Consider the following 23,789-nt stretch of genomic DNA (forward strand, 5'->3'; position numbering starts at 1 on the left):
AAGCTGAGGCCTGCTATAGTTAAAAAATCGCTAAGTATGTTGTAACTAAGGTGGGGAATATGGCCAGCTATGACCTTGTTGAACGTCTGAACGACACCTTTCGCCAGCTCGAGCATGAACTACAGGCGTTAAAACACGCCCTGAGCCAGTGCCGCCTGCTGGCCGCCCGCGTCTTTGAGCTGCCGCCGGTGAGTAAAGACGCAGAACACCAGCCGCTGGAGAGCATCAACGTGGTTCAGCACACCGGCAAAACCGCGCTGGAGATGGCGCTCAGGCACTATAGTCATCTGTTTATCCAGCAGCAGTCGGAAACCCGCAGCAGCAAAGCCGCCGTGCGTTTACCCGGCGCGATTTGTCTGCAAACTGACGCCCGCGAACAGGCTGAACTCTTAGACAAAATCACCCATATCAACGCCCTCAAAGCGCGCTTCGAGAAGATTATCACCGTGGATTCCGGCCTGCCTGCCGCCGCGCGGTTTGAGTGGGTCCATCGCCACCTGCCGGGGCTGATTACGCTGAGCGCCTATCGCACGCTAACTCCCCTCCTCGATCCGAGCACCATCCGCTTCGGCTGGGCCAATAAGCACGTGATTAAAAATCTCACCCGCGATCGGGTACTCATGCAGCTGGAAAAAAGCCTTCAGTCGCCCCGGGCGGTTCCGCCGTGGACCCGCGAGCAGTGGCAAAGCAAGCTGGAGCGAGAGTATCAGGATATTGCCGCCCTGCCGCAGCGGGCAAAGCTGAAAATAAAGCGGCCGGTGAAGGTGCAGCCCATCGCCAGGGTCTGGTACAGCGGGGAACAAAAACAGGTGCAATACGCCTGTCCGGGACCGATGATTGCGCTGATATCCGGCACCAAGGGCGTCAGCGTGCCGGACCTCGGTGAACTCCTGAACTATGACGCCGATAACGTGCAGTATCGCTACAAACCGCAGGCGCAGTCGCTCAGGCTACTGATTCCGCGGCTGCACCTGTGGCTGGCTAGCGAGTAGACATACTGCCCACCATCTCTTCCGGGCGCACCCAGCGGTCAAACTCGGCTTCCGTAAGGTAGCCGAGCGCCAGCGCCGACGCTTTCAGGGTTAACCCCTCTTTATGGGCCTTTTTGGCAATTTCCGCCGCTTTGTCATAGCCGATATGGGTATTCAGCGCGGTTACCAGCATCAGCGACTCATTCAGCAACTGGCTGATGCGTTCACGGTTCGGCTCAATGCCTTCCGCGCAGTGCTCGTTAAAGCTCGCCATCCCGTCAGCCAGCAGCCGCACCGATTGCAGGAAGTTGTGGATCACCATCGGGCGATAGACGTTGAGCTCAAAGTTGCCCGATGCGCCGCCGATATTCACCGCGACATCGTTGCCCATCACCTGACAGCACAGCATGGTCAGGGCTTCGCACTGGGTCGGGTTCACCTTGCCAGGCATAATCGACGAACCCGGTTCATTTTCCGGGATCGCAATTTCGCCAATCCCACAGCGCGGGCCGGAGGCCAGCCAGCGCACATCGTTGGCAATTTTCATCAGCGAAGCGGCCAGCCCTTTCAGCGCCCCGTGCGCGTGCACCAGCGCATCAACGGTCGCCAGCGCTTCAAACTTGTTCGGCGCGGTGACAAACGGCTGGCCGCTTAAGGCCGCCAGCTCGGCGGCGACGCGTACCGCATATTCCGGATGGGTATTGAGCCCGGTTCCCACCGCCGTCCCGCCCAGCGCCAGCTCGGCCAGATGCGGCAGGCTATGGTCGAGATGTTTTAAATTGTGCTCCAGCATGGCTACCCAGCCGGAGATCTCCTGACCGAGGGTCAGCGGCGTCGCATCCTGCAGATGGGTGCGGCCGATTTTGACAATATCGCTGAAGGCAACGGCTTTATTGTTCAGGGTCTGCTTCAGCACGTTGAGCTGCGGGATCAGCTTCTCCCGCAGGGCAATCATCGCCGCCACGTGCATCGCCGTCGGGAACACGTCGTTAGAGCTCTGGCTCTTGTTGACATCATCGTTGGGGTGAATCTTACGCTCCATCCCGCGCGCCCCGCCCAGCAGTTCACTCGCGCGATTGGCCAGTACCTCATTCATATTCATGTTGCTTTGCGTGCCGGAGCCGGTTTGCCAGATAGCCAGCGGAAACTCGTCCGGATGTTTGCCTGCCAGCACTTCGTCCGCGGCCTGAATAATCGCTTGCGCTTTCTCCGCGGCCAGAAGGCCGAGATCGTTATTCACCTTCGCCGCTGCGCGCTTGGTCAGCGCCAGCGCATAAATAAGCTCGGCCGGCATTTTTTCCGTCGAAATACGAAAATGCTCCAGCGAGCGCTGGGTTTGCGCGCCCCATAGCTTGTCGGCAGGCACATCGATGGCGCCCATTGAGTCTTTTTCACTGCGATGCGTTGTCATGACTTTCTCCTTGGATTCAACGTGCGTAATAGCGACAAAGCTCACCTGCTCAAAGGGTAAAGTATGGGTCAGATTTATAAGTTGTTTTGGTGGTTCGTGCCGCTAAGCGGCATAAAAAAAACCGCCCCGAAGGGCGGCTGAAATCATTTCACGCAGCGGGCGCACTGCGAGCTCTGGATTTGCTGGAAGAAGTCGTTGCCTTTGTCATCCACGAGGATAAACGCCGGGAAGTCTTCGACTTCAATTTTCCAGATGGCTTCCATACCCAGCTCCGGGTACGCCACGCACTCGAGGCTGCGGATACTCTGCTGCGCCAGTACCGCCGCCGGGCCGCCGATGCTGCCGAGGTAGAAACCGCCGTGTTTATGACAGGCGTCGGTCACCTGCTGGCTGCGGTTGCCTTTGGCTAACATGATTTTACTCGCCCCGTGCGCCTGCAGCAGGTCGACGTAGGAGTCCATGCGGCCAGCGGTAGTCGGGCCAAGGGAGCCGGACGCGTAGCCGTCCGGCGTTTTCGCCGGGCCCGCGTAGTAGATCGGGTGGTCTTTGACGTACTGCGGCAACGCCTCACCGCTGTCGATGAGCTCTTTCAGCTTTGCGTGGGCGATATCGCGGGCCACGATAATCGTCCCGCTCAGCGACAGGCGGGTCGACACCGGGTACTGCGACAGCAGCGCCAGAATATCGCTCATCGGCTGGTTGAGGTTGACCTTGACCGCCTCGCCCTCGCCGGCCTGACGAAGATGCTCGGGAATATATTTGCCCGGATTGCTCTCCAGTTTCTCAATCCAGATCCCCTGGCGATTGATCTTGGCTTTGATATTGCGATCCGCCGAGCAGGAGACGCCCATACCCACGGGGCAGGAGGCGCCGTGGCGCGGCAGGCGCACGACGCGGATATCGTGGGCGAAGTATTTGCCGCCGAACTGCGCGCCGAGACCGAGGTTTTGCGCCTCCACCAGCAGTTCCTGTTCCAGCTGAATATCGCGGAAGGCCTGACCGTGTTCGTTGCCTTCGGTCGGCAGGCCGTCGTAGTACTTGGTTGAGGCCAGCTTAACGGTTTTCAGGGTGGACTCCGCCGAGGTGCCGCCAATGACGAAAGCAATATGGTACGGCGGGCAGGCGGCGGTTCCCAGAGTGCGCATCTTTTCGACGAGATAGTTTTTCAGCTTCGCCGGGGTAATTAACGCTTTGGTTTCCTGGTACAGGTAGGTTTTATTCGCCGAGCCGCCGCCTTTGGCGATGCAGAGGAATTTGTACTCCTCGCCGTCGGTGGCGTAAAGATCGATCTGCGCAGGCAGGTTAGTGCCGGTGTTGACCTCTTTATACATATCCAGCGGCGCGTTCTGCGAATAGCGCAGGTTATCCTGGATATAGGTGTTATAAACGCCCTGCGCCAGCGCGGCTTCATCGCCGCCGCCGGTCCACACGCGCTGGCCTTTTTTGCCGGTAATAATCGCGGTACCGGTATCCTGGCAGGTCGGCAGCACGCCTTTGGCGGCGATATCCGAGTTGCGCAGAAACTGCAGCGCCACGTACTTATCGTTTTCGCTGGCTTCCGGGTCGTTGAGAATATCGGCCACCTGCTGCTGGTGCGCCGGGCGAAGCATAAAGGAGGCGTCGTGGAAAGCGTGTTGTGCCAGTAAAGTTAGCGCCTGAGGTTCAACTTTCAGAACTTCCTGGCCGGCGAATTCGGCGACGGAGACGTAATCGCTGCTGAGGAGGTAGTACTCGGTATCGTCCTTTTTCAGTGGAAAAGGATCCTGATATACAAACGGTTTATTCGACATTGTGCTCTCACTTACTGCTTAGCTGATTATATTTCAGGCAGACACTCCATTTGCCCGTGGAAAAGCGAGTCGATCGATTTTACACAATTTTTTAACAAAAACTGAGACAAGGACGACTTTTTCTTCGCGCCGGTTGCTTATCGGTCGATTGCTGGTTTAATAGTGCCATGACTATTAAGTGGAAACAGGGATTGAGAATGCAAAAGCTCATTAACTCAGTGCAAAACTACGCCTGGGGAAGCCATACCGCCTTAACCGAACTTTATGGGATTGCTAACCCGGACAACCTGCCGATGGCGGAGCTGTGGATGGGCGCCCATCCCAAGAGCAGCTCGCAGATTGTGGATAATAGCGGGGCGCCGCGCTCTCTGCGCGACGCGATCGAAAGCGATAAAGCAACCCTGCTTGGCGCGAAAGTCGCCGAGCGTTTTGGCGAACTGCCGTTCCTGTTCAAAGTTCTGTGCGCCGCGCAGCCGCTCTCTATCCAGGTCCACCCCAACAAGCAGGCCTCGGAAATCGGTTTTGCCAAAGAGAACGCTGCCGGGATCCCGCTTGATGCCGCCGAACGTAACTATAAAGATCCGAACCACAAGCCGGAGCTGGTTTTCGCCTTAACGCCGTTCCTCGCCATGAACGCCTTCCGCGAGTTTGCCGAAATCGTCACCCTGCTGCAGCCGGTTGCCGATGCGCATCCGGCGATTGCCCAGTTCCTTGCGCAGCCTGATGCCGGGCATCTGAGCCAACTGTTCGCCAGCCTGCTGAATATGAAAGGCGATGAAAAAGCGCACGCCTTACGGGCGCTGCAGGCGGCGCTGGACAGCGAGCAGGGTGAGCCCTGGCAGACTATCCGCCTGATCGCCGAGTTCTACCCGGACGATAGCGGCCTCTTCTCTCCGCTGCTGCTCAACGTGGTCAAACTGAATCCCGGCGAGGCGATGTTCCTGTTTGCGGAAACCCCGCACGCCTACCTGCAGGGCGTGGCGCTGGAAGTGATGGCCAACTCTGACAACGTGCTTCGCGCGGGCCTGACGCCGAAATATATCGATATTCCGGAACTGGTGGCGAACGTCAAATTTGAGCCAAAACCCGCGGGCCAACTGCTGACCCAGCCGGTAATTCACGGCGCGGAGCTGGACTTCCCCATCCCGGTTGACGATTTTGCCTTCTCGCTGCACGACCTGTCAGCGCAGGCGTCAACCATCGCCCAGCAGAGCGCGGCGATCCTGTTCTGCGTCGAGGGTGAGGCGACGATTGCCAAAGGCGAACAGCGCCTGACGCTGAAGCCGGGTGAATCCGCGTTTATCGGCTGTAATGAATCACCGGTGCAGGTTAGCGGCCGCGGCCGCGTGGCGCGCGTGTTTAATAAGCTCCAGTAAGTTACTGAACTTTTTAGCCACAGTTGCTAGACTTTCACCCATCATGACAACACAACCAGGCGGCCCGATCCGCCTGGTTTCATTTATGGACAAATGCTATGAAAAAATCGCTGGTCGCAGCAGGAGTTATCATTGCGCTGGGCGTCGTCTGGACGGGCGGCGCGTGGTATACGGGGAAGCAGCTGGAAAGCCGCATTGCCGACATGGTGCAGCAGGCTAATGCTCAGCTGCAAAGCAGCGCGCCGCAGGCTGGCGTGGAGCTGACGTATCAGGGCTATCAGCGCGGACTGTTCCGCAGCCATTTACAGCTGGTGCTGAAGCCTGCTGCCGGCAAAGCGCCCCGCTGGCTTGCCGCCGGACAGTCGCTGGTGTTTGATGAAGTCGTCGATCACGGCCCTTTCCCGCTGGCTTCGCTCAAATCCTTTAACCTCGCCCCGGCGATGGCGTCCGTCAAAACCACCCTGACCAATAACGACGCCAGCAAGGCGCTGTTCGACATCGCTAAAGGCGAAACGCCGTTCACCATTGATACCCGTATCGCTTATAGCGGCGACAACACATCCGCTATTGTGCTCAACCCGCTTGATTACGCGAAAGGCGATGAGAAGGTGACCTTCAGCGGCGGACAGTTCCAGCTGGACGCTGACCGCGAAGGAAAAACCCTCAGCCTGAGCGGCGAAGCCGGTAGCGGGCAGATTAACGCGGTTAACGAGTACAACCAGAAAGTTCAGCTCACCTTTAATAACCTGAAAACCGACGGCTCTACCGAAATGGCCAGCTTCAACGAGCGTATCGGTAAACAGGCTATCTCGCTGGACAAGCTGGCGATTGGCGTTGAAGGCAAAGAGCTGGCGCTGTTCGAAGGGATGAAAATTGACGGCAATTCGTCGCTGACTGCCGACGGTAAAGGTATTAACAGCCAGCTGGACTACACGGTCAACAGCCTCAAGCTGCAAAATCAGGATATCGGTAGCGGCCGGCTGACGCTGAAGCTGGACAATATCGATGGCGAAGCCTTCCATCAGTTCAGCCAAAAATACAACGCTGAAGCGCAGGCGCTGATGGCGGATCCGCAGCTGGCGCAGAATCCTGAGCTCTATCAGCAGGCGTTAACGCAAACCTTCTTTAGCGCGCTGCCGATGATGCTGAAAGGCAGCCCGTCTCTGACCATTTCGCCGCTGAGCTGGCGCAATGCGAAGGGGGAAACCACCCTGAATCTTTCGATTCTGCTCAAAGACCCGTCGCTGACCACCACCCCGCCGCAGACGCTGGCGGATGAAGTGGATCGTAGCGTTAAATCGCTCGACGGCAAACTGGTGATCCCGGTGGATATGGCGACGGCGTTTATGACCCAGATTGCCGGGCTGGAAGGCTATCAGCCCGCCGACGCCGCTAAGCTTGCGGATCAGCAGGTGAAAGGCCTGGCGGCGATGGGGCAGATGTTCCGCATCACCACCATGGAAGATAACGCCATTACCTCAAGTCTGCAGTACGCTGACGGCCAGGTTACGCTGAACGGACAGAAAATGCCGCTGGATGAGTTTGCCGGAATGTTCGGTTTAGCGCTTCCCGCCGTCTCTGAACCCGCAGCGCCGCAGGAAACTCAGCCGCAAGATGACGCGCCGCAAGACGTGGTGCCACCCGCCGCGCCGCAGCAATAAACGGCACATAGCCCCTGCCCAGGGGCTATTTTCGGGTAATCAGCCGGGGAGAAATAATCTGGTTTCTCGCCGCGCCCTGTCCCTCTTCCATACGCCGTAAAATACACTCCGCGAGGCTTTGTCCCAGCTCCCGGGCGGGCGTCGTCACCCAGGTCAGCGGCAGATCGTCCAGCGCCTCCTCGGGTAACTCCGCAAAAGCCGCCAGCGCGACCCGCTGTTCAAAATAGCTTTCGACGCCAGCTTCGCCGCTCTGGCGCCCGGCGCGCATCAGCCCAAACCACGCCCCGGTGGCAATCACGCTGTTGTAGCACAGCACCGCGCTAATCGTTGGGTTTTGCCGCAGCAGCGCCGCCATCGCCTCTGCCGCCTGCTTCTGGCTCGACTCGCACTCCAACACCCACTCGCTATGAAACGGCAGGCCATACTTCAGCAGGGTGGCGCAGTAGCCGCCTACCCGTTCGGCGCGCGTCAGGGACGAGCTCTGCCCTCCCAGCCAGGCAATGCGCTGATGGCCGCGGCGGATCAGGTGCTCGGTGACAATCTGCGCCGCCTGCATATTATCCGGGCGGATCAGGTCGACATCGTCGAGATAGCTGGCGCGGGAAGCAAACACCAGCGGCATTCCAGCTTGCGCCGCGCGATCGCGCAGCTCCGCTCCCTGGTCGATCGCCCCGGCAATCACCACGCCGTCGACCCCTTGCGCCACCAGGGTATCAAAACGCTGGAGCATTTTTTCACCGCTGTGCCCCCCCAGGGTGAGAAACACCATTCTGCCCTGCGACTCAAGCGCGTCGGTCAATCCGGCGGTCATCTCCGCGTAGAAAGGCTTCGATAAGTCGCTGACGATCAGGCCAATAACGCCGCTCTGGCCGCCGCGCAGCGACGCCGCCTGGCGGTTGCGCACGAAGCCCAGCTGTTCAATGGCATGATTGACGCGCTCGCCGGTGGCCGACGAAATACGCCCTTTGCCGCTCAGCACCAGCGATACCGTACTGACCGACACGCCCGCCGCCTGGGCGACATCATTAATGGTGATTTTTTTCGCGATAGCCATAACTGCAGGCCGACTCCCTTTGGCTGTCGATAAAACGTTTTATCAAGATACTCTCTTTATAAACGTTATTATCGCCGGAATATGTGATTTTTATCGCACTAAAATTTGGTAAAACGTTTTATCTTTCCGTGGCGTTACATCCTACCGATAACTTAAAGAACCAGGATTCGTGTTATGACGGCGAAAACAGCAACCAAAATTACCCTATGGGAGTTTTTCCAGCAGTTAGGGAAAACCTTCATGTTACCCGTGGCGTTGCTCTCCTTTTGCGGGATCATGCTGGGGATCGGCAGCTCTCTGAGCAGCCATGATGTCCTGACGCTCCTGCCGTGGCTGGACGTGCCGCTGCTGCAGGCCGTATTCATCTGGATGGGCAAAGTCGGCTCCTTCGCCTTCAGCTTTTTGCCGGTGATGTTCTGTATCGCTATTCCGCTAGGACTGGCCCGGGAAAACAAAGGCGTCGCCGCGTTTGCCGGTTTTGTCGGCTATGCCGTGATGAATCTGGCGGTTAACTTCTGGCTGACGGCCAAAGGCATTCTGCCGACCACCGATGCCGCCGTCCTCAAAGCGAACAACATCCAGAATATTATCGGCATTCAATCGATCGACACCGGGATCCTCGGCGCGGTGATCGCCGGGATCATCGTCTGGATGCTGCATGAGCGTTTTCACAATATCCGCCTGCCCGACGCGCTGGCCTTTTTTGGCGGCACCCGCTTTGTACCGATTATCACAACCGTGGTTCTCGGCCTGGTCGGTCTGGTCATTCCGCTGATCTGGCCCGTCTTCGCCATGGGGATCAATGCCCTCGGCCACGTCATCAATAGCGCGGGAGATTTCGGACCGATGATTTTCGGTACCGGAGAGCGCCTGCTGCTGCCTTTCGGCCTGCACCATATTCTGGTGGCGCTGATCCGCTTTACCGAGGCGGGGGGAACCATGGACGTTTGCGGCCATAGCGTCAGCGGCGCGCTGACGATTTTCCAGGCCCAGCTCAGTTGCCCAACCACCCACGGCTTCTCCGAAAGCGCGACCCGTTTCCTCTCGCAAGGCAAAATGCCGGCCTTCCTCGGCGGCCTGCCGGGAGCGGCGCTGGCGATGTACCACTGCGCTCGCCCGGAAAACCGCCATAAAATTAAGGGGCTGCTGATTTCCGGCGTTATCGCCTGCGTGGTAGGCGGCACGACCGAGCCGCTGGAATTTTTATTCCTGTTCGTCGCCCCGGTGCTGTACGTTATCCACGCGCTCCTCACCGGACTGGGCTTTACCATAATGGCCATTCTGGGGGTGACTATCGGCAACACCGACGGCAACGTTATCGACTTTGTGGTGTTCGGCATTCTGCACGGTCTGTCAACCAAGTGGTATCTGGTACCGGTAGTCGCGGCCATCTGGTTTGCGGTTTACTACGGTATCTTCCGTTTCGCTATCACCCGCTTTAACCTGAAAACCCCGGGACGCGATATTGAAACCAATAGCGCTTTCGAAAAGGCCGTCACCGGCGTGACCGGAAAATCAGGCTATAACGTTCCGGCGATTCTGGCGGCGCTCGGCGGCGCGGAAAATATCGTTTCGCTCGATAACTGCATTACCCGCCTGCGTCTGTCGGTTAACGATATGAGCAAAGTCGACAGCGCCGCGCTGAAAGCGAATCGCGCCATCGGCGTGGTGCAGCTTAACCAGCACAACCTGCAGGTGGTGATTGGCCCGCAGGTGCAGTCGGTGAAAGATGAAATGGCTGTCCTGATGAATACCGTCGAGGCATAGGCTCCGCCCCCTCCGTACAGGAGGGGGACATGATGAAGGAAGTGCAGATGTTTGATTTTTCAACGCCGGTCGACCGTCACGGCACCTGGTGCACCCAGTGGGATTACGTCGCCGACCGTTTTGGCGCGGCCGACCTGCTGCCCTTTACGATCTCCGACATGGATTTCGCCACCGCCCCCTGCATCATCGATGCCGTTAGCAAACGCCTGGCCCACGGCGTTTTTGGCTACAGCCGCTGGAAAAACGATGAATTCCTCGGCGCGGTGAGCCACTGGTTCGCCAGCCGTTTTCATAGCCCAATCGACCGCGAAGCAATTGTTTACGGGCCGTCGGTTATCTATATGGTGGCGGAGATGATTCGTCAGTGGTCGGCAGCGGGTGACGGTATTGTGGTACACACTCCGGCCTACGATGCCTTTTATAAAACCATTGAAGGCAACCAGCGGCGCGTCGCGGCGGTTCCGCTCTCCCTCGACAACCATCAGTGGCGCTGCGATATGGCGCAGCTGGAACGGGTACTGGCTCAGCCGCGTAATACCGTGCTGCTGCTGTGCAGTCCGCATAACCCCACCGGCAAGGTATGGACCCGCGAAGAGCTGGAAACCATGGCGCGGCTGTGCGAGAAGCACGGCGTAAAGGTGATTAGCGACGAGATCCACATGGACATGGTGTGGGACGAACACCAGCACACCCCGTGGTGCGAGGTGGCGCGCAGCCCCTGGGCATTGTTCACCTCCGGATCGAAAAGCTTCAACATTCCGGCGTTTACCGGCGCATACGGGCTGATTGACGATCCCGCGGCGCGCGAAAGCTATTTGCACGCGCTTAAGGCCCGCGATGGCCTCTCTTCCCCTTCCGTACCGGCGCTGGTGGCGCATATCGCCGCCTATCGCGAGGGCGCCGCCTGGCTGGATGCCCTGCGCGGCTATCTGCAGGAGAATATGCGCTACATCGCGCGCGAACTGAATCAGGCGTTTCCCGAGCTAAACTGGCAGCCGCCGCAGGCGACTTACCTGGCGTGGATTGACCTGCGCCCGCTGGCGGTGGACGACCGCGCCCTGCAAAAAGCACTTATTGAGGAACAGAAGGTCGCCATTATGCCAGGGGAGACCTACGGCGATGAGGGTAAGGGTTTTGTCCGCCTGAATGCCGGCTGCCCACGTGAAAAGCTGGAAAAAGGCGTGCAGGGATTAATTGCCGCCCTGGGCTCGCTGCGCTAACTGTTTTCGCTGGCCGCCAACGCGGTAGCGGCCTGTCCGCTACCGCTGACTCTCCGCTCACTCATCCGTCCTCCCGGCACAATAAAACGATATTTTGACGAGACTCAAAAAACGCTATTTCACAAAGGTGTATTTAAATGCCGTTTTTAATTCCCGTCAAAATATTCACCAGGAGGAAAAATATGAACACCTACGATCGTAACCGTAACGCTATCGCTACCGGCAGCATGGTTATGGTGGCCGACAGCGGCGCGACGGGCGTCATCAAAGCCATCCACGCCGAGGGTAAAACGGCGGAGCAGCTCCGCCGGGCGGACTGCGTGGAAATAGACGGACATCAGGGGTTATATTGCCCGCTAAACCTTATTCGCCTGGGCTTTAATTAATCGCAATATCCGTCATCTAATATCTGACCGCGGATCCGCAGGCGTAAAAGGCCACCCAAGCGTGGCCTTTGATATTCTCTTTATCGTTCAATTTGATCCCATCGAGCGTTTTACATTAATAAGCAGCGTATTATCGCCCCTCTTCTACCCGCTACGGGTAATATACCTTCTGAGTTCAGAGGCATCTTCATGACATGGCAACAGTTCAAACAGGCGTGGCTGATTAAATTCTGGTCGCCCGTCCCCGCCGTTATCGCCGCGGGTATTCTCTCAACCTACTACTTCGGCATTACCGGCACCTTCTGGGCCGTCACCGGCGAATTCACCCGCTGGGGTGGGCAATTGCTGCAGCTCGTCGGCGTGCACAGCGAAGAGTGGGGCTACTATAAACTCATTCATCTCGAGGGCACCCCGCTCACCCGTATCGACGGCATGATGATCATCGGCATGTTTGGCGGCTGTTTCGCCGCCGCGCTGTGGGCGAATAACGTCAAGCTGCGCTTCCCCCGCAGCCGGATCCGCATTCTGCAGGCCGTCGCCGGGGGAATCATCGCCGGTTTCGGCGCCCGTCTGGCGATGGGCTGCAATCTGGCCGCCTTTTTTACCGGTATCCCACAGTTTTCTCTGCACGCCTGGTTCTTTGCCATCGCTACCGCTATCGGAACCTGGTTCGGCGCGCGCTTTACCTTACTGCCCATCTTCCGTATTCCGGTAAAAATGCAGAAAGTGTCCCAGGCCTCGCCGCTGACGCAAAAACCTGACCAGGCGCGGCGCCGGTTCCGTCTCGGCATGGTGGTCTTTTTCGCCATGATCGCCTGGGGCCTGCTCACCGCGGCCGATCGGCCGAAGCTCGGCCTGGCGCTGCTGTTTGGCGTCGGATTTGGCCTGCTCATCGAACGGGCGCAGATCTGCTTCACCTCCGCCTTTCGCGATATGTGGATCACCGGACGTACCAATATGGCGAAGGCGATTATTTTCGGCATGGCCGCCAGCGCTATTGGGATCTTCAGCTACGTGCAGCTGGGTATGGAGCCGAAAATCATGTGGGCGGGGCCCAACGCGGTTATCGGCGGCCTGCTGTTTGGCTTTGGCATCGTCCTGGCGGGCGGCTGCGAAACCGGCTGGATGTACCGCGCGGTGGAAGGTCAGGTGCACTACTGGTGGGTCGGGCTGGGCAACGTTATCGGTTCAACGATCCTCGCCTACTACTGGGACGGACTCTCTCCGGCGCTGGCCACAAGCTGGGATAAAATCAACCTGCTGGCGACCTTCGGGCCATTCGGCGGCCTGCTGGTGACCTATCTCCTGCTGCTGATCGCGCTGGTTCTGGTGATTGGCTGGGAAAAACGGTTTTTCCGCCGCCAGTCTCTCGCCCCCTCGACCGTTAAGGAAAGCGCATGAAAACTCTGGTCCCCGATTATCGCCTCGATATGGTTGGCGAACCCTGCCCCTATCCGGCCATCGCCACGCTCGAAGCCATGCCTTCGCTGAAGAAAGGCGAGATTCTGGAAGTGGTCAGCGACTGTCCGCAGTCGATTAACAACATCCCGCTGGATGCCAAAAACCACGGCTACACCGTGCTCGACATTCAGCAGGATGGGCCAACCATCCGCTATTTGATTCAAAAATAGCCAGAAAAAAGCCGGTAGTGGGCTACCGGCTGTCTTCCGCATCACATGCGCTAGCCCGCGCGTCACGGGCCTGAAAACGTCAATGATTACCAGCCCTTAACCGCATCGCCTTTGTAAAGCTGCTCTGCTGCCGCGGCTACCTCATCGCTCTGGTAGGCCTTCACCAGATTTTTCACCTTTTCGCTGTCTTTATTTTCGATACGACTGGCGAAAATATTCACGTAAGGGGAATCTTTGCTTTCCACGAACAGGCCGTTGCGCGACGGCGACAGCCCGACCTGGCTTGAGAAGGTGGTATTGATAATCGCCATGGTTATCTGCTGGTCGTCCAGCGCGCGTGTGAGCTGCGGCGCTTCAATTTCGACGATTTTCAGCTTTTTCGGGTTGTTGATAATATCCAGCGAGGTGGGCAGCAGACCTACGCCGTCCTTCAGCGTAATCAGCCCCTGCTTTTGTAGCAGTAGCAGAGAGCGGCCGAGGTTAGTTGGATCGTTGGGGACCGCCACCTGCGCGCCATCGGGCAGCTGAGCGACCGACGTGATTTTCTTCGAATAGGCCGCTATCGGATAAACGAACGTGGTGCCAACCTGAACCAGCTTATAGCCGCGCTCCTGGATCTGTTTGTCCAGATAGGGCTTATGCTGGAAAGCGTTAGCATCAAGATCGCCGTTATTCAGCGCCTCGTTGGGCAGGACGAAATCATTAAACGTCACCACCTCAACGTCGAGATTGTACTTCTCTTTCGCCACTTTTTGCGCCACCGCCCAGACTTCCTGGTCAACGCCTGCGCTTATGCCCACTTTGATGTGGTTGGGGTCCTGCTCGCCAGGTTTGCAGGCGGCCAGCAGCAGCGAGCCTGCGACAACCAGCGGTACCGCGATTTTTTTTAACGTGAAGATCATATTCCCAGAGTCCTTTTTAAAATTGCCTGCCATTCATTGCAGGAAAACCAGCGCCTGAGACTATAGAAAATTTCGGGCGCGAAATTAAATACTGATTGTCTATGATTAATAGCGTTTTGCTATGAGCGATTTCGTCATTGCTCCCTTTAAGAGGGCAATCTTCCCTTCCCTCACCATTTTTCCTTGTATTGTTCGGTAATTTTCTCCGCTTTTAACCATTTATCGTTCTGATGTACAATGACGCGCACTTTAACTAAAAAAAGAGTGCGACCATGATTGATTTAACTTTGCCATTAACCGACATCCATCGCCACCTTGATGGTAATATCCGGGCCCAAACCATTCTCGATCTTGGCCGCCAGTACAACCTCGCCCTTCCGGCAGATACCCTCGACACATTACGTCCTCATGTACAGGTCACCAGCAATGAGCCTGACCTGGTCAGCTTCCTCGCTAAGCTTGACTGGGGCGTAAAGGTGCTGGCCTCGCTGGAAGCCTGCCGCCGCGTCGCTTATGAAAACCTCGAAGATGCCGCACGCAACGGCCTGCACTACGTTGAACTGCGTTTCTCTCCGCGCTATATGGCGATGACCCACCAGCTGCCGGTCGCGGGCGTGGTCGAAGCGGTGATCGCCGGCGTTAAAGAAGGCAGCCGCGACTTTAACGTTGAGGCCCGCCTGATCGGCATTCTGAGCCGCACCTTTGGCGAAGCGGCCTGCGAAGAGGAGCTTGCGGCCCTGCTCGCCCATCGCGATGGCATCACCGCCCTCGACCTCGCCGGGGATGAGCTCGGCTTCCCGGGAAATCTGTTTATGGATCACTTCAGCCGCGCGCGCGATGCGGGCTGGCGCATCACCGTACATGCGGGCGAAGCCGCTGGCCCGGAAAGCATCTGGCAGGCGATTCGCGAACTGGGCGCCGAGCGTATCGGCCACGGCGTAAAGGCGGTGCAGGATCCGGCGCTGATGGATTATCTCGCCGCGCAGCGAATCGGGATTGAGTCCTGCCTGACCTCTAATATTCAGACCAGCACCGTGCCATCCCTGGCCGAGCATCCGCTGAAAACATTCCTTGAACACGGCGTACTGGCCTGCATCAATACCGACGACCCCGCCGTTCAGGGCGTCGATATTATCCACGAATACACCGTCGCCGCCCCGGCTGCCGGTTTAAGCCGCGAGCAAATTCGCCAGGCGCAGAGAAACGGTCTGGAGCTCGCCTTTTTAAGTGCCCGGGAAAAAGCGGCGCTGATCCAGCGCGTGCAGCAGGCTTGATGTTTCTCCCCCGTGCCAGCACGGGGGAAGCTCAATCAGCGCCTGGCCAGCGCGTTTCGTCAGGTCGGCCTAATTCAGGCACAGCGTCGCCCGATGCCTGGCCGACTCCAGCCCAAGCTCAATCAGTTCCATAATCTGAATCGCCTGGCTTGCCGGAACCGGGTTAACGCCGATGCCGTTAAGCGCATCGCGAATGGCGGCGTAATAGGCCGGATAGTTGCCCGGTAGCGTCAGCCACGACTCCTCGGTGATTTCCTCGCCTTCGGCGCGCGTCAGCAGCCCGTCGCGCATATCGTACCCCCAATCCTCCTGAGGCAGGCGCTCGCCGCTTTTCAACCGTTCTTCCTGCGGATCAAGGCCGTATTTCACATAGCTTCCCCGCGAACCGTGGATGATAAAGCGCGCCGTTTCCGCCGCGGCCACCAGGGTTCCGTGCAGCACCACGCGACGCTGCGGCCAGGCCAACACCGCATGAAAATAGTCTGTGGACTGGGAGCCTGGCCGTAGCTGAGCCAGGTCGACCTGCATACTCACCGGCAGACCGAAGAGATTTACCACCTGGTCCAGCAGATGCGGGGCAAGATCGTACCAGATGCCGCTGCCCGGCCCACCTTGCTCGCGCCAGCGTTGCCGTACCTGCGGTCGATAGCGGTCGAAATGCGACTCAAAATAGCCGACTTCACCTAACAGGCCTTCGTTAATCAGCGACTTCACCGTCAGAAAATCGCTGTCCCAGCGGCGGTTATGGAACACGGACAGCAGTCGCCCCTCGCTTTTGGCAATGGCCTCAAGCTCGCGCGCCTGTGACAGTGTCACGGTAAACGGTTTATCCACCACTACATGCTTGCCCGCTTCCAGCGCGGCTTTCGCCAGCGGGAAATGGGTATCATTGGGCGTGGGGATCACCACCAGATCGATATCGGGGTCGCTGAAGAGCGCCTGCGGCGCGGTCACCACCTTCACCGCAGGCCAGTCGGCCAGCACTTTCGTTTCATCGCTGCTCGAGACCGCCGCCAGCGTCATCCCCGGCGTACCGCTGACCAGCGGCGCATGAAAGGTTTTGCTCGCATAGCCGTACCCGATTAAACCTACCCGGATAGGATCACTCATTTTCCTGCCCCCTTAACGAAATGTCGCAGCCGCACTAACACCGCGATTCTGAACGCATCTTCGACGCGTTTGCCCCTGCACGGTTGCTCAGCTTTACGCCATTTGTGCAGCTAAGATCATGTAACACTTGCGTTACTTCAGTCGTTGAGTACCATTTCAGTCTGGTTTCACCATTTGCCGTAGAGTTATGGAAAACGTTTTTAACCGTATTGTAGAACTTATTGGCTGGATTGTTTTGGGCGTTTCGGCCCTGCTTTTAGTTATCGCTCATCATATTGATAACTACCAGTCCCCGCCTGCCGTTGATGCTGTTCAGACGAAGCCGCTGTCGAAATAAACAGTGACCCGCTTCGCAACTATGCAACCGGTTTCTGAAACCGGTTGCATAGTTGCATACGCCTTTATTACACTCTCTTTATCAATCGATAAGGAGTTTCTTCATGTCCAAATTCCCGCAATACTTTTTATGGGGCGCCGCGACCGCGGCCTGGCAGGTTGAAGGCGGTCACGATGCCGACGGCAAAGGCCCTTCTATCTGGGATATTTATTCCCACCTTCCGGGCACCACCTATCAGGGGACGACCGGTGACGTCGCCGTTGACCACTACCATCGTTTTCGCGAAGACGTAGCGCTGATGGCGGAAATGGGTTTGCAAAGCTATCGCTTTTCTATTTCCTGGCCCCGCCTGCTGCCTGGCGGCCGCGGTGAAGTGAACGAGGCTGGCGTCCAATTCTACAGCGACCTGATTGACGAACTGCTGGCGCATAACATTGAACCGATGATTACCCTGTACCACTGGGATCTTCCCCAGGCGCTGCAGGATGAAGGAGGCTGGGAGGCGCGTAGTACCGCGGAAGCCTTCGCTGAGTACGCTCGTCTGTGCTATCAACGTTTTGGCTCCCGGGTCAAACTGTGGGCAACCTTTAACGAGACTATCGTCTTTATCGGCCACGGTTACATTAACGGCCTCCATCCTCCTGCGGTGCGCGATCCGGCGCGCGCCATTCAGGCCTGCCACCACGTATTTATCGCCCATGCGCTGGCCGTGAAAGCGTTTCGTGAAATGGGCGTGGCGGGGGAGATAGGGTTTGTCAACGTGCTGCAGCCGCACACCGCATTAACCGACAGTGAGGAAGATAAACGGGCGACAGAGATGGCGGACGCCATCCATACCCACTGGCTCTACGATCCGGTATTAAAAGGCGGCTATCCCGCAGAGCTACTGCAGCAGACCCGGGCGCTGTGGGGGGTTCCGGTCTTTGAACCGGGAGACGACGCGCTGCTGCGTGACAACCGCTGTGACTTTATCGGCCTGAACTACTATCGCCGTGAAACCGTGTCGGCGCAGCCTCCAGAAGTACCGACCGGCGGCGAGCCGGGCGTGGATGGGCTCTTCTACTTCGTGCGCAACCCGCAAAGCACCTATACCGAATGGGGCTGGGAAATTTGGCCTCAGGGCTTAACCGACGGGATCATGATGATTAAAGCGCGCTACGGTGATATTCCGATCTACATCACCGAAAACGGCCTGGGGGCAATAGACCCGATTATCAATGGCGAAATCGTCGACGACCCGCGGATTGACTATCTCAGTAGCCATATTACCGCGCTGGAAAAAGCGCTGGAACAGGGCGCCGACGTGCGCGGCTACTACCCCTGGTCCTTTATTGATCTTTTGAGCTGGCTGAACGGTTATAAAAAACAATACGGATTCGTTTATGTCGATCACCAGCAAAATCTGGCGCGTAAACGGAAAAAGAGTTTTTTCTGGTACCAAAACGTTATTGCCAGCCGAGGCGAACAGCGTTAATCTTCTCTCCCAGGCGCCTTCCGGCGCCTGATTCAGTTCTGGAATACGCTTAAATTTCTTTTTACCAGGCCGGAAACATCATCTGTTCTTGTCACCGGTATTTACAACCGAAATAATTGCATACAGTTTATCTTAGAAAGGAACTGCCGGTTGAGAACAGGTTTACTCAGTATGGGTATATTCAACTTAATTTATTCCGATTATAAAATGGATACGCAAATGACCGTTCAGGACTACTTATTAAAATTTCGTAAAATCAGTTCGCTGGAAAGTCTGGAAAAACTTTTTGATCACCTTAACTATTCCCTGACCGATAACGAAGAGATCGTCAACATGTATCGCGCGGCCGACCATCGCCGGGCGGAGCTGGTTTCTGGCGGCAAATTGTTCAACATCGGCGAAGTGCCCAAGTCCGTCTGGCGCTACGTGCAATAAAGACTGTCATCATTCACGCCAGTTGCTTATACTTCCGCCCTGCTTTTATTTATAACTGGCGTTGAATTTTGGAGTAATAATGTCTTCTGACTCTGTGGAACGTATTGGCGGATGGCTTCTGGCACCGCTGGCATGGCTCCTGGTAGCCCTGCTTAGCGCCTCATTGTCGCTGCTGTTTTTTGCTGATGCCCTGATGTCTTCCCAGACTTACACATTGCTGAGCGCGATGAGTATCGAACATCTCGCCCTGTGGATCGCCTCGTTAGCGTTTGCGATCGCCATGTGGTACTACACGCTGTGGTTGACCATCGCCTTCTTTAAACGGCGGAAAGGGGTACCGAAGCACTACATTATCTGGCTGCTGATCACGCTTCTGCTGGCGGTAAAAGCCTTTGCCTTTTCCCCGATTTCCGACGCGCTCGCGCTGCGCCAGCTGCTTTTCCCTCTCCTCGCCGCAGCGCTGCTTGCGCCCTATTTCAGGCGTTCTCAACGGGTTAAGCGGACCTTTGTGAATCCGTAATAACCACACAGTTAACCTGTTGTCGCCGGTATCGATTTATTCGATAATAGACGGCTTTTTCTATTTCAGGTCGAATGATGGCTGATTATTTACTGCTCTTTGTTGGCACTGTCCTGGTTAACAACTTCGTGCTGGTGAAGTTTCTTGGACTGTGCCCGTTTATGGGGGTTTCCAAAAAGCTGGAAGCCGCTATGGGGATGGGGCTCGCCACCACGTTTGTGATGACGCTGGCCTCTATTTGCGCCTGGTTAATTGATACCTGGATCCTTATCCCGCTGGATCTGGTCTATTTACGTACGCTGGCCTTTATCCTGGTCATCGCCGTGGTGGTGCAGTTTACCGAAATGGTCGTGCGTAAAACCAGCCCGGCGCTGTATCGCCTGCTGGGCATCTTCCTGCCGCTGATCACCACCAACTGCGCGGTGCTCGGCGTGGCGCTGCTCAACATTAACCTTGGGCATAATTTCCTGCAATCGGCGCTGTACGGTTTTGCCGCCGCGGTCGGTTTTTCGCTGGTTATGGTGCTTTTCGCCTCCATTCGCGAGCGACTGGTGGTAGCGGATGTTCCCGCGCCGTTTCGCGGTAACGCGATTGCGCTGGTCACCGCAGGTTTAATGTCCCTTGCTTTTATGGGCTTTAGTGGTTTGGTGAAGTTGTAATGAACGCTGTCTGGATAGCCGTGGTCGCCATTAGCCTGCTGGGGCTAATTTTCGGCTTAATTCTGGGGTACGCCTCCCGCCGCTTTGAGGTGGAAGATGACCCGGTGGTGGAAAAAATTGATGCCCTGCTTCCGCAGAGCCAGTGCGGCCAGTGCGGCTACCCTGGCTGTCGTCCCTACGCTGAAGCGGTGGGGACCCAGGGCGAGAAAATCAACTGCTGCGCCCCCGGCGGCGAAGCGGTGATGCTGAAAATCGCCGAGCTATTGAACGTCGATCCGCAGCCGACAGACGGCGATGCGCAGGAAGCCGAACCGGCGCGAATGCTGGCGGCGATCGACGAGGCGAACTGCATCGGCTGCACAAAATGCATTCAGGCCTGTCCCGTCGATGCCATCGTCGGCGCCACGCGCGCCATGCATACGGTGATGAGCGATCTCTGTACCGGCTGTAATCTTTGCGTCGCGCCTTGTCCGACGCAATGTATTGAACTGCGCCCGGTGGCGCCGACGACAGAAACCTGGAAATGGGATCTTCAGACCATCCCGGTACGCATTATTCCCGTGGAACAACATGTTTAAGTTATTTTCCGCTTTTCGCAAAGATAAAGTCTGGGACTTCAACGGCGGCATCCATCCGCCAGAAATGAAAACCCAGTCCAACGGTACCCCGCTGCGTCAGGTTTCACTGCCGCAGCGTTTTGTCATTCCGCTAAAACAGCATATTGGCGCGGAAGGTGAGCTCTGCGTTCAGCCTGGCGATCGCGTCCTGCGCGGCCAGCCGTTAACGCGCGGCTGGGGCAGAATGCTGCCGGTGCACGCCCCGACGTCCGGTACGGTGGCGGCCATTGCCCCCCACTCTACCGCCCACCCTTCCGCGCTGGCGGAAATGAGCGTGATTATTGATGCCGATGGCGAAGACCGCTGGATTGAACGCGATGGCTGGAACGATTACCAGAATAAATCCCGCGAAGCGCTGATTGAGCGTATTCACCAGTTTGGCGTGGCCGGACTGGGCGGCGCGGGTTTCCCGACCGGCACCAAGCTGCGCGGCGGCGGCGACAAAATCGACACACTCATTATCAACGCCGCCGAGTGCGAACCCTATATTACCGCCGACGACCGTCTGATGCAGGATTGTGCGGCGCAGATCGTCGAGGGTATTCGCATCCTTGCCCATATTCTGCAGCCTGCTCAGGTACTGATCGGCATCGAGGATAATAAACCGCAGGCGATTTCGATGCTGCGCGCGGTATTAGCCGACACGCACGGTATTTCCCTGCGCGTGATCCCCACGAAATATCCCTCCGGCGGCGCGAAACAGCTGACGCAGATCCTCACCGGCAAGCAGGTGCCTCACGGCGGACGCTCCTCTGACATCGGCGTGCTGATGCAGAACGTCGGCACCGCCTATGCGGTGAAACGCGCGGTAATCGACGGCGAGCCGCTGACTGAACGCGTCGTCACCCTGACCGGGGAAGCGATCTCGCGTCCGGGCAACGTCTGGGCGCGCCTCGGCACTCCGGTCAGCCATCTGCTCAACGATGCCGGTTTCTGTCCGAGCGGCGATCCTATGGTAATTATGGGCGGGCCGCTGATGGGCTTCACCCTGCCGTGGCTCGACGTGCCGGTCGTGAAAATCACCAACTGCCTGCTGGCGCCGTCGGCGAGCGAAATGGGCGAGCCGGAAGAGGAAAAAGGCTGCATCCGCTGCAGCGCCTGCGCGGACGCCTGCCCGGCCGATCTTCTGCCGCAGCAGCTTTATTGGTTCAGCAAAGGCCAGCAGCACGACAAAGCCACCAGCCATAACCTGGCGGATTGCATTGAGTGCGGCGCCTGCGCCTGGGTCTGCCCAAGCAATATCCCGCTGGTGCAGTACTTCCGCCAGGAAAAAGCGGAGATTTACGCGCTTGCTCAGGAAGAGAAACGCGCGGCGGAGGCGAAATTACGCTTTGAGGCCCGTCAGGCGCGTCTTGAGCGCGATAAAGCCGCGCGTCTGGAACGGCATAAGCAGGCCGCGGTCCAGCCCGCGGCGAAAGATCAGGACGCGATTAACGCCGCCCTTGCCCGGGTACGGGAAAAGCAGCGTGACGCGGCGCAGCCGATTATCGTGCTCTCCGGCGCCAAACCGGATAACAGCGAAGCCATTGCCGCCCGGGAAGCCCGTAAGGCCGAGGCCCGGGCACGCAAAGCGCAGCAACAGGCACAAAGCAACGTCGCCGGGCCGTCATCCGACGCCGCCGTTGACCCGCGCAAGGCCGCCGTCGAGGCCGCCATCACCCGCGCCAAAGCGCGCAAAGTCGAACAGCAGGTGGTTCCTGCGGAAGACGCCGCAGCAGAGCAGCCTGCCGCCGTTGACCCGCGCAAAGCCGCCGTTGAGGCCGCCATCGCCCGCGCCAAAGCGCGTAAAGCCCAACAGCAGGCGGTTCCTGCGGAAGACGCCGCAGCAGAGCAGCCCACCGCCGTTGACCCGCGCAAAGCTGCCGTTGAGGCCGCCATCGCCCGCGCCAAAGCGCGTAAAGCCCAACAGCAGGCCGCTTCGGCAGAAGACGCCCCAGCGGAGCAGCCCGCCGCCGTTGACCCGCGCAAGGCCGCCGTCGAGGCCGCCATCGCCCGGGCTAAAGCGCGTAAAGCAGAACAACAGCAACAAGCAGTTCCCCCGTCGGCAGCCAATGATGACGCCCGCAAAGCGGCAGTCGCTGAAGCAATCGCCCGCGTTCAGGCCCGGAAAGCATCCCGGCAGGCAGTTAACGAGGATTAAATGGTTTTCAGAATCGCAAGTTCCCCTTATACCCACAATCAGCGCCAGACTTCGCGGATTATGCTGCTGGTGCTGCTCGCCGCCGTGCCCGGCATCGCGGTTCAGACCTGGTTTTTCGGCTGGGGTACCGTGCTGCAAATTATCCTTGCCGCCATCACGGCGTGGGGAGCCGAAGCGGCCATCCTTAAACTGCGCAAACAAAATATTCCCGCGATCCTCGCCGATAACTCCGCGCTGCTGACCGGCCTGCTGCTGGCCATCAGTATTCCGCCTTTTGCTCCCTGGTGGATGGTGGTGCTGGGGACCGCGTTCGCGGTGATCATCGCTAAACAGCTCTACGGTGGTCTGGGTCATAATCCTTTTAACCCGGCGATGATCGGCTATGTCGTACTGCTCATCTCCTTCCCGGTCCAGATGACTTCGTGGCTCCCACCGCATGAGATAGCCGCCAATGTTCCCGGGTTTAGCGACGCGCTGCGGATGATTTTCACTGGCCACACGGCGAGCGGTGGAGACATGAACAGCCTGCGAATGGGCATTGACGGTATCAGCCAGGCCACGCCGCTGGATACCTTCAAAACCTCGCTTCATGCCGGTCACGCGGTTGAAGAGATTCTCCAGTATCCTGTCTACGGCGGCGCGCTCGCCGGCCTCGGCTGGCAGTGGGTTAACGTGGCGTATCTGGCGGGTGGTCTGTTCCTGTTATGGCAGAAAGCCATTCGCTGGCATATTCCGGTCAGTTTTCTGCTGAGCCTTGCCGTTTGTGCTACCCTCGGATGGCTGTTCTCCCCGGAAAGCCTCGCCTCGCCGCAGATTCATCTGCTGTCCGGCGCCACCATGCTGGGCGCGTTCTTTATTCTGACGGATCCGGTAACCGCCTCCACCACCAATCGCGGACGCCTGATCTTCGGCGCGTTGGCGGGATTACTGGTATGGCTAATTCGCAGCTTTGGCGGCTATCCGGATGGCGTGGCCTTTGCCGTTCTGCTGGCCAATATTACCGTTCCCTTGATCGATTACTATACGCGCCCGCGCGCGTACGGCCACCGCTGAG

Annotated in this window: 22 protein-coding genes; 17 read left to right on the forward strand and 5 right to left on the reverse strand. The window is 57.9% G+C overall.

Translation table 11 applies throughout. From position 1 onward, the window contains the following. Nucleotides 1-59 precede the first annotated feature (59 nt). Complete coding sequence (gene tus, locus ABLU88_RS06395; protein ID WP_014229577.1) at nt 60-992, forward strand: DNA replication terminus site-binding protein; 933 nt, start codon at nt 60-62, stop codon at nt 990-992. On the opposite strand, the gene fumC is transcribed toward tus, so the two are convergent. Continuing rightward, the gene (gene fumC / locus ABLU88_RS06400) at nt 982-2,382 is read right to left on the reverse strand and encodes a class II fumarate hydratase (protein ID WP_025105818.1); all 1,401 of its coding nucleotides are present in this window, start codon (nt 2,380-2,382) and stop codon (nt 982-984) included. The genes tus and fumC overlap by 11 nt on opposite strands. 143 nt (nt 2,383-2,525) lie before the next feature. Further along, nucleotides 2,526-4,172, reverse strand: coding sequence for a class I fumarate hydratase FumA (fumA, locus tag ABLU88_RS06405; RefSeq protein ID WP_014229578.1), 1,647 nt, complete (start codon nt 4,170-4,172; stop codon nt 2,526-2,528). Between the two features lie 197 nt (nt 4,173-4,369). On the opposite strand from fumA, the gene manA reads away from it, so the two are divergent. Together manA and ABLU88_RS06415 are read left to right on the forward strand one after the other, a co-directional pair. Next, complete coding sequence (manA, locus tag ABLU88_RS06410) at nt 4,370-5,548, forward strand: mannose-6-phosphate isomerase (RefSeq protein WP_025105820.1); 1,179 nt, start codon at nt 4,370-4,372, stop codon at nt 5,546-5,548. Nucleotides 5,549-5,646: 98 nt separating this feature from the next. Continuing rightward, nucleotides 5,647-7,209 carry a YdgA family protein gene (locus tag ABLU88_RS06415; protein WP_014838654.1) on the forward strand — a complete coding sequence of 521 codons (1,563 nt, stop codon included), beginning with the start codon at nt 5,647-5,649 and terminating at the stop codon, nt 7,207-7,209. A gap of 25 nt (nt 7,210-7,234) precedes the next feature. Here the strand turns inward: ABLU88_RS06415 and ABLU88_RS06420 are convergent, their stop codons facing one another. Beyond that, entirely contained in the window at nt 7,235-8,263 is a 1,029-nt protein-coding gene (locus ABLU88_RS06420) for a Mal regulon transcriptional regulator MalI (RefSeq protein WP_348836230.1), read from the reverse strand. 174 nt (nt 8,264-8,437) lie between these two features. Here ABLU88_RS06420 and malX point away from each other — a divergent pair, with 174 nt between their 5' ends. The 5 genes from malX to yedF all read left to right on the forward strand — a co-directional run bounded on the left by malX (nt 8,438) and on the right by yedF (nt 13,267). Then, entirely contained in the window at nt 8,438-10,030 is a 1,593-nt protein-coding gene (malX, locus tag ABLU88_RS06425; RefSeq protein WP_049071483.1) for a maltose/glucose-specific PTS transporter subunit IIBC, read from the forward strand. Between the two features lie 47 nt (nt 10,031-10,077). Then, nucleotides 10,078-11,250: a MalY/PatB family protein gene (locus ABLU88_RS06430; RefSeq protein ID WP_348836239.1), complete on the forward strand. Its 1,173-nt coding sequence runs from the start codon at nt 10,078-10,080 to the stop codon at nt 11,248-11,250. 182 nt (nt 11,251-11,432) lie between these two features. After that, nucleotides 11,433-11,636, forward strand: coding sequence for a putative selenium delivery protein YdfZ (ydfZ, locus tag ABLU88_RS06435; protein ID WP_004851411.1), 204 nt, complete (start codon nt 11,433-11,435; stop codon nt 11,634-11,636). 189 nt (nt 11,637-11,825) lie between these two features. Then, entirely contained in the window at nt 11,826-13,037 is a 1,212-nt protein-coding gene (gene yedE, locus ABLU88_RS06440) for a selenium metabolism membrane protein YedE/FdhT (protein ID WP_160740466.1), read from the forward strand. Beyond that, entirely contained in the window at nt 13,034-13,267 is a 234-nt protein-coding gene (gene yedF / locus ABLU88_RS06445) for a sulfurtransferase-like selenium metabolism protein YedF (RefSeq protein ID WP_004102619.1), read from the forward strand. The genes yedE and yedF overlap by 4 nt, the downstream gene beginning before the upstream one ends. Nucleotides 13,268-13,353: 86 nt before the next feature. Here the strand turns inward: yedF and metQ are convergent, their stop codons facing one another. Continuing rightward, nucleotides 13,354-14,169 (reverse strand): methionine ABC transporter substrate-binding lipoprotein MetQ, encoded by an 816-nt coding sequence (metQ, locus tag ABLU88_RS06450; protein WP_348836231.1) that lies wholly within the window; start codon nt 14,167-14,169, stop codon nt 13,354-13,356. Between the two features lie 272 nt (nt 14,170-14,441). Between metQ and add the strand changes: the two genes are divergently transcribed. Continuing rightward, nucleotides 14,442-15,443, forward strand: a complete 1,002-nt coding sequence (gene add / locus ABLU88_RS06455) for an adenosine deaminase (protein WP_348836232.1) — start codon at nt 14,442-14,444, stop codon at nt 15,441-15,443. A 69-nt stretch (nt 15,444-15,512) separates the two neighbouring features. On the opposite strand, the gene ABLU88_RS06460 is transcribed toward add, so the two are convergent. Next, nucleotides 15,513-16,553, reverse strand: a complete 1,041-nt coding sequence (locus ABLU88_RS06460; protein ID WP_014838658.1) for an oxidoreductase — start codon at nt 16,551-16,553, stop codon at nt 15,513-15,515. A 187-nt stretch (nt 16,554-16,740) separates the two neighbouring features. On the opposite strand from ABLU88_RS06460, the gene blr reads away from it, so the two are divergent. The 8 genes from blr to rsxD all read left to right on the forward strand — a co-directional run bounded on the left by blr (nt 16,741) and on the right by rsxD (nt 23,788). After that, on the forward strand, nt 16,741-16,890 hold the full coding sequence (gene blr / locus ABLU88_RS06465) for a division septum protein Blr (RefSeq protein ID WP_014229585.1): 150 nt from the start codon (nt 16,741-16,743) through the stop codon (nt 16,888-16,890). Between the two features lie 103 nt (nt 16,891-16,993). Beyond that, nucleotides 16,994-18,364, forward strand: a complete 1,371-nt coding sequence (locus ABLU88_RS06470) for a GH1 family beta-glucosidase (RefSeq protein WP_348836233.1) — start codon at nt 16,994-16,996, stop codon at nt 18,362-18,364. Between the two features lie 219 nt (nt 18,365-18,583). Beyond that, nucleotides 18,584-18,799: a transcription modulator YdgT gene (gene ydgT, locus ABLU88_RS06475; protein ID WP_004134363.1), complete on the forward strand. Its 216-nt coding sequence runs from the start codon at nt 18,584-18,586 to the stop codon at nt 18,797-18,799. A gap of 79 nt (nt 18,800-18,878) precedes the next feature. After that, nucleotides 18,879-19,319 carry a DUF2569 domain-containing protein gene (locus ABLU88_RS06480; RefSeq protein WP_004851426.1) on the forward strand — a complete coding sequence of 147 codons (441 nt, stop codon included), beginning with the start codon at nt 18,879-18,881 and terminating at the stop codon, nt 19,317-19,319. 77 nt (nt 19,320-19,396) lie between these two features. Next, a complete protein-coding gene (gene rsxA, locus ABLU88_RS06485) occupies nt 19,397-19,978 on the forward strand; it encodes an electron transport complex subunit RsxA (RefSeq protein WP_004102633.1) in 582 nt (193 codons plus the stop codon). Further along, nucleotides 19,978-20,556, forward strand: a complete 579-nt coding sequence (gene rsxB, locus ABLU88_RS06490) for an electron transport complex subunit RsxB (protein WP_196546647.1) — start codon at nt 19,978-19,980, stop codon at nt 20,554-20,556. Before rsxA ends, rsxB begins: the two co-directional genes overlap by 1 nt. After that, nucleotides 20,549-22,735, forward strand: coding sequence for an electron transport complex subunit RsxC (gene rsxC / locus ABLU88_RS06495; protein ID WP_348836234.1), 2,187 nt, complete (start codon nt 20,549-20,551; stop codon nt 22,733-22,735). The genes rsxB and rsxC overlap by 8 nt, the downstream gene beginning before the upstream one ends. Continuing rightward, a complete protein-coding gene (gene rsxD, locus ABLU88_RS06500; protein WP_014229590.1) occupies nt 22,736-23,788 on the forward strand; it encodes an electron transport complex subunit RsxD in 1,053 nt (350 codons plus the stop codon). The last annotated feature ends 1 nt before the right edge of the window (nt 23,789 follow it).

This window comes from Klebsiella sp. GW_Kp182 (genome assembly GCF_040062275.1).
In the GTDB taxonomy this organism is placed as follows: domain Bacteria; phylum Pseudomonadota; class Gammaproteobacteria; order Enterobacterales; family Enterobacteriaceae; genus Klebsiella; species Klebsiella michiganensis.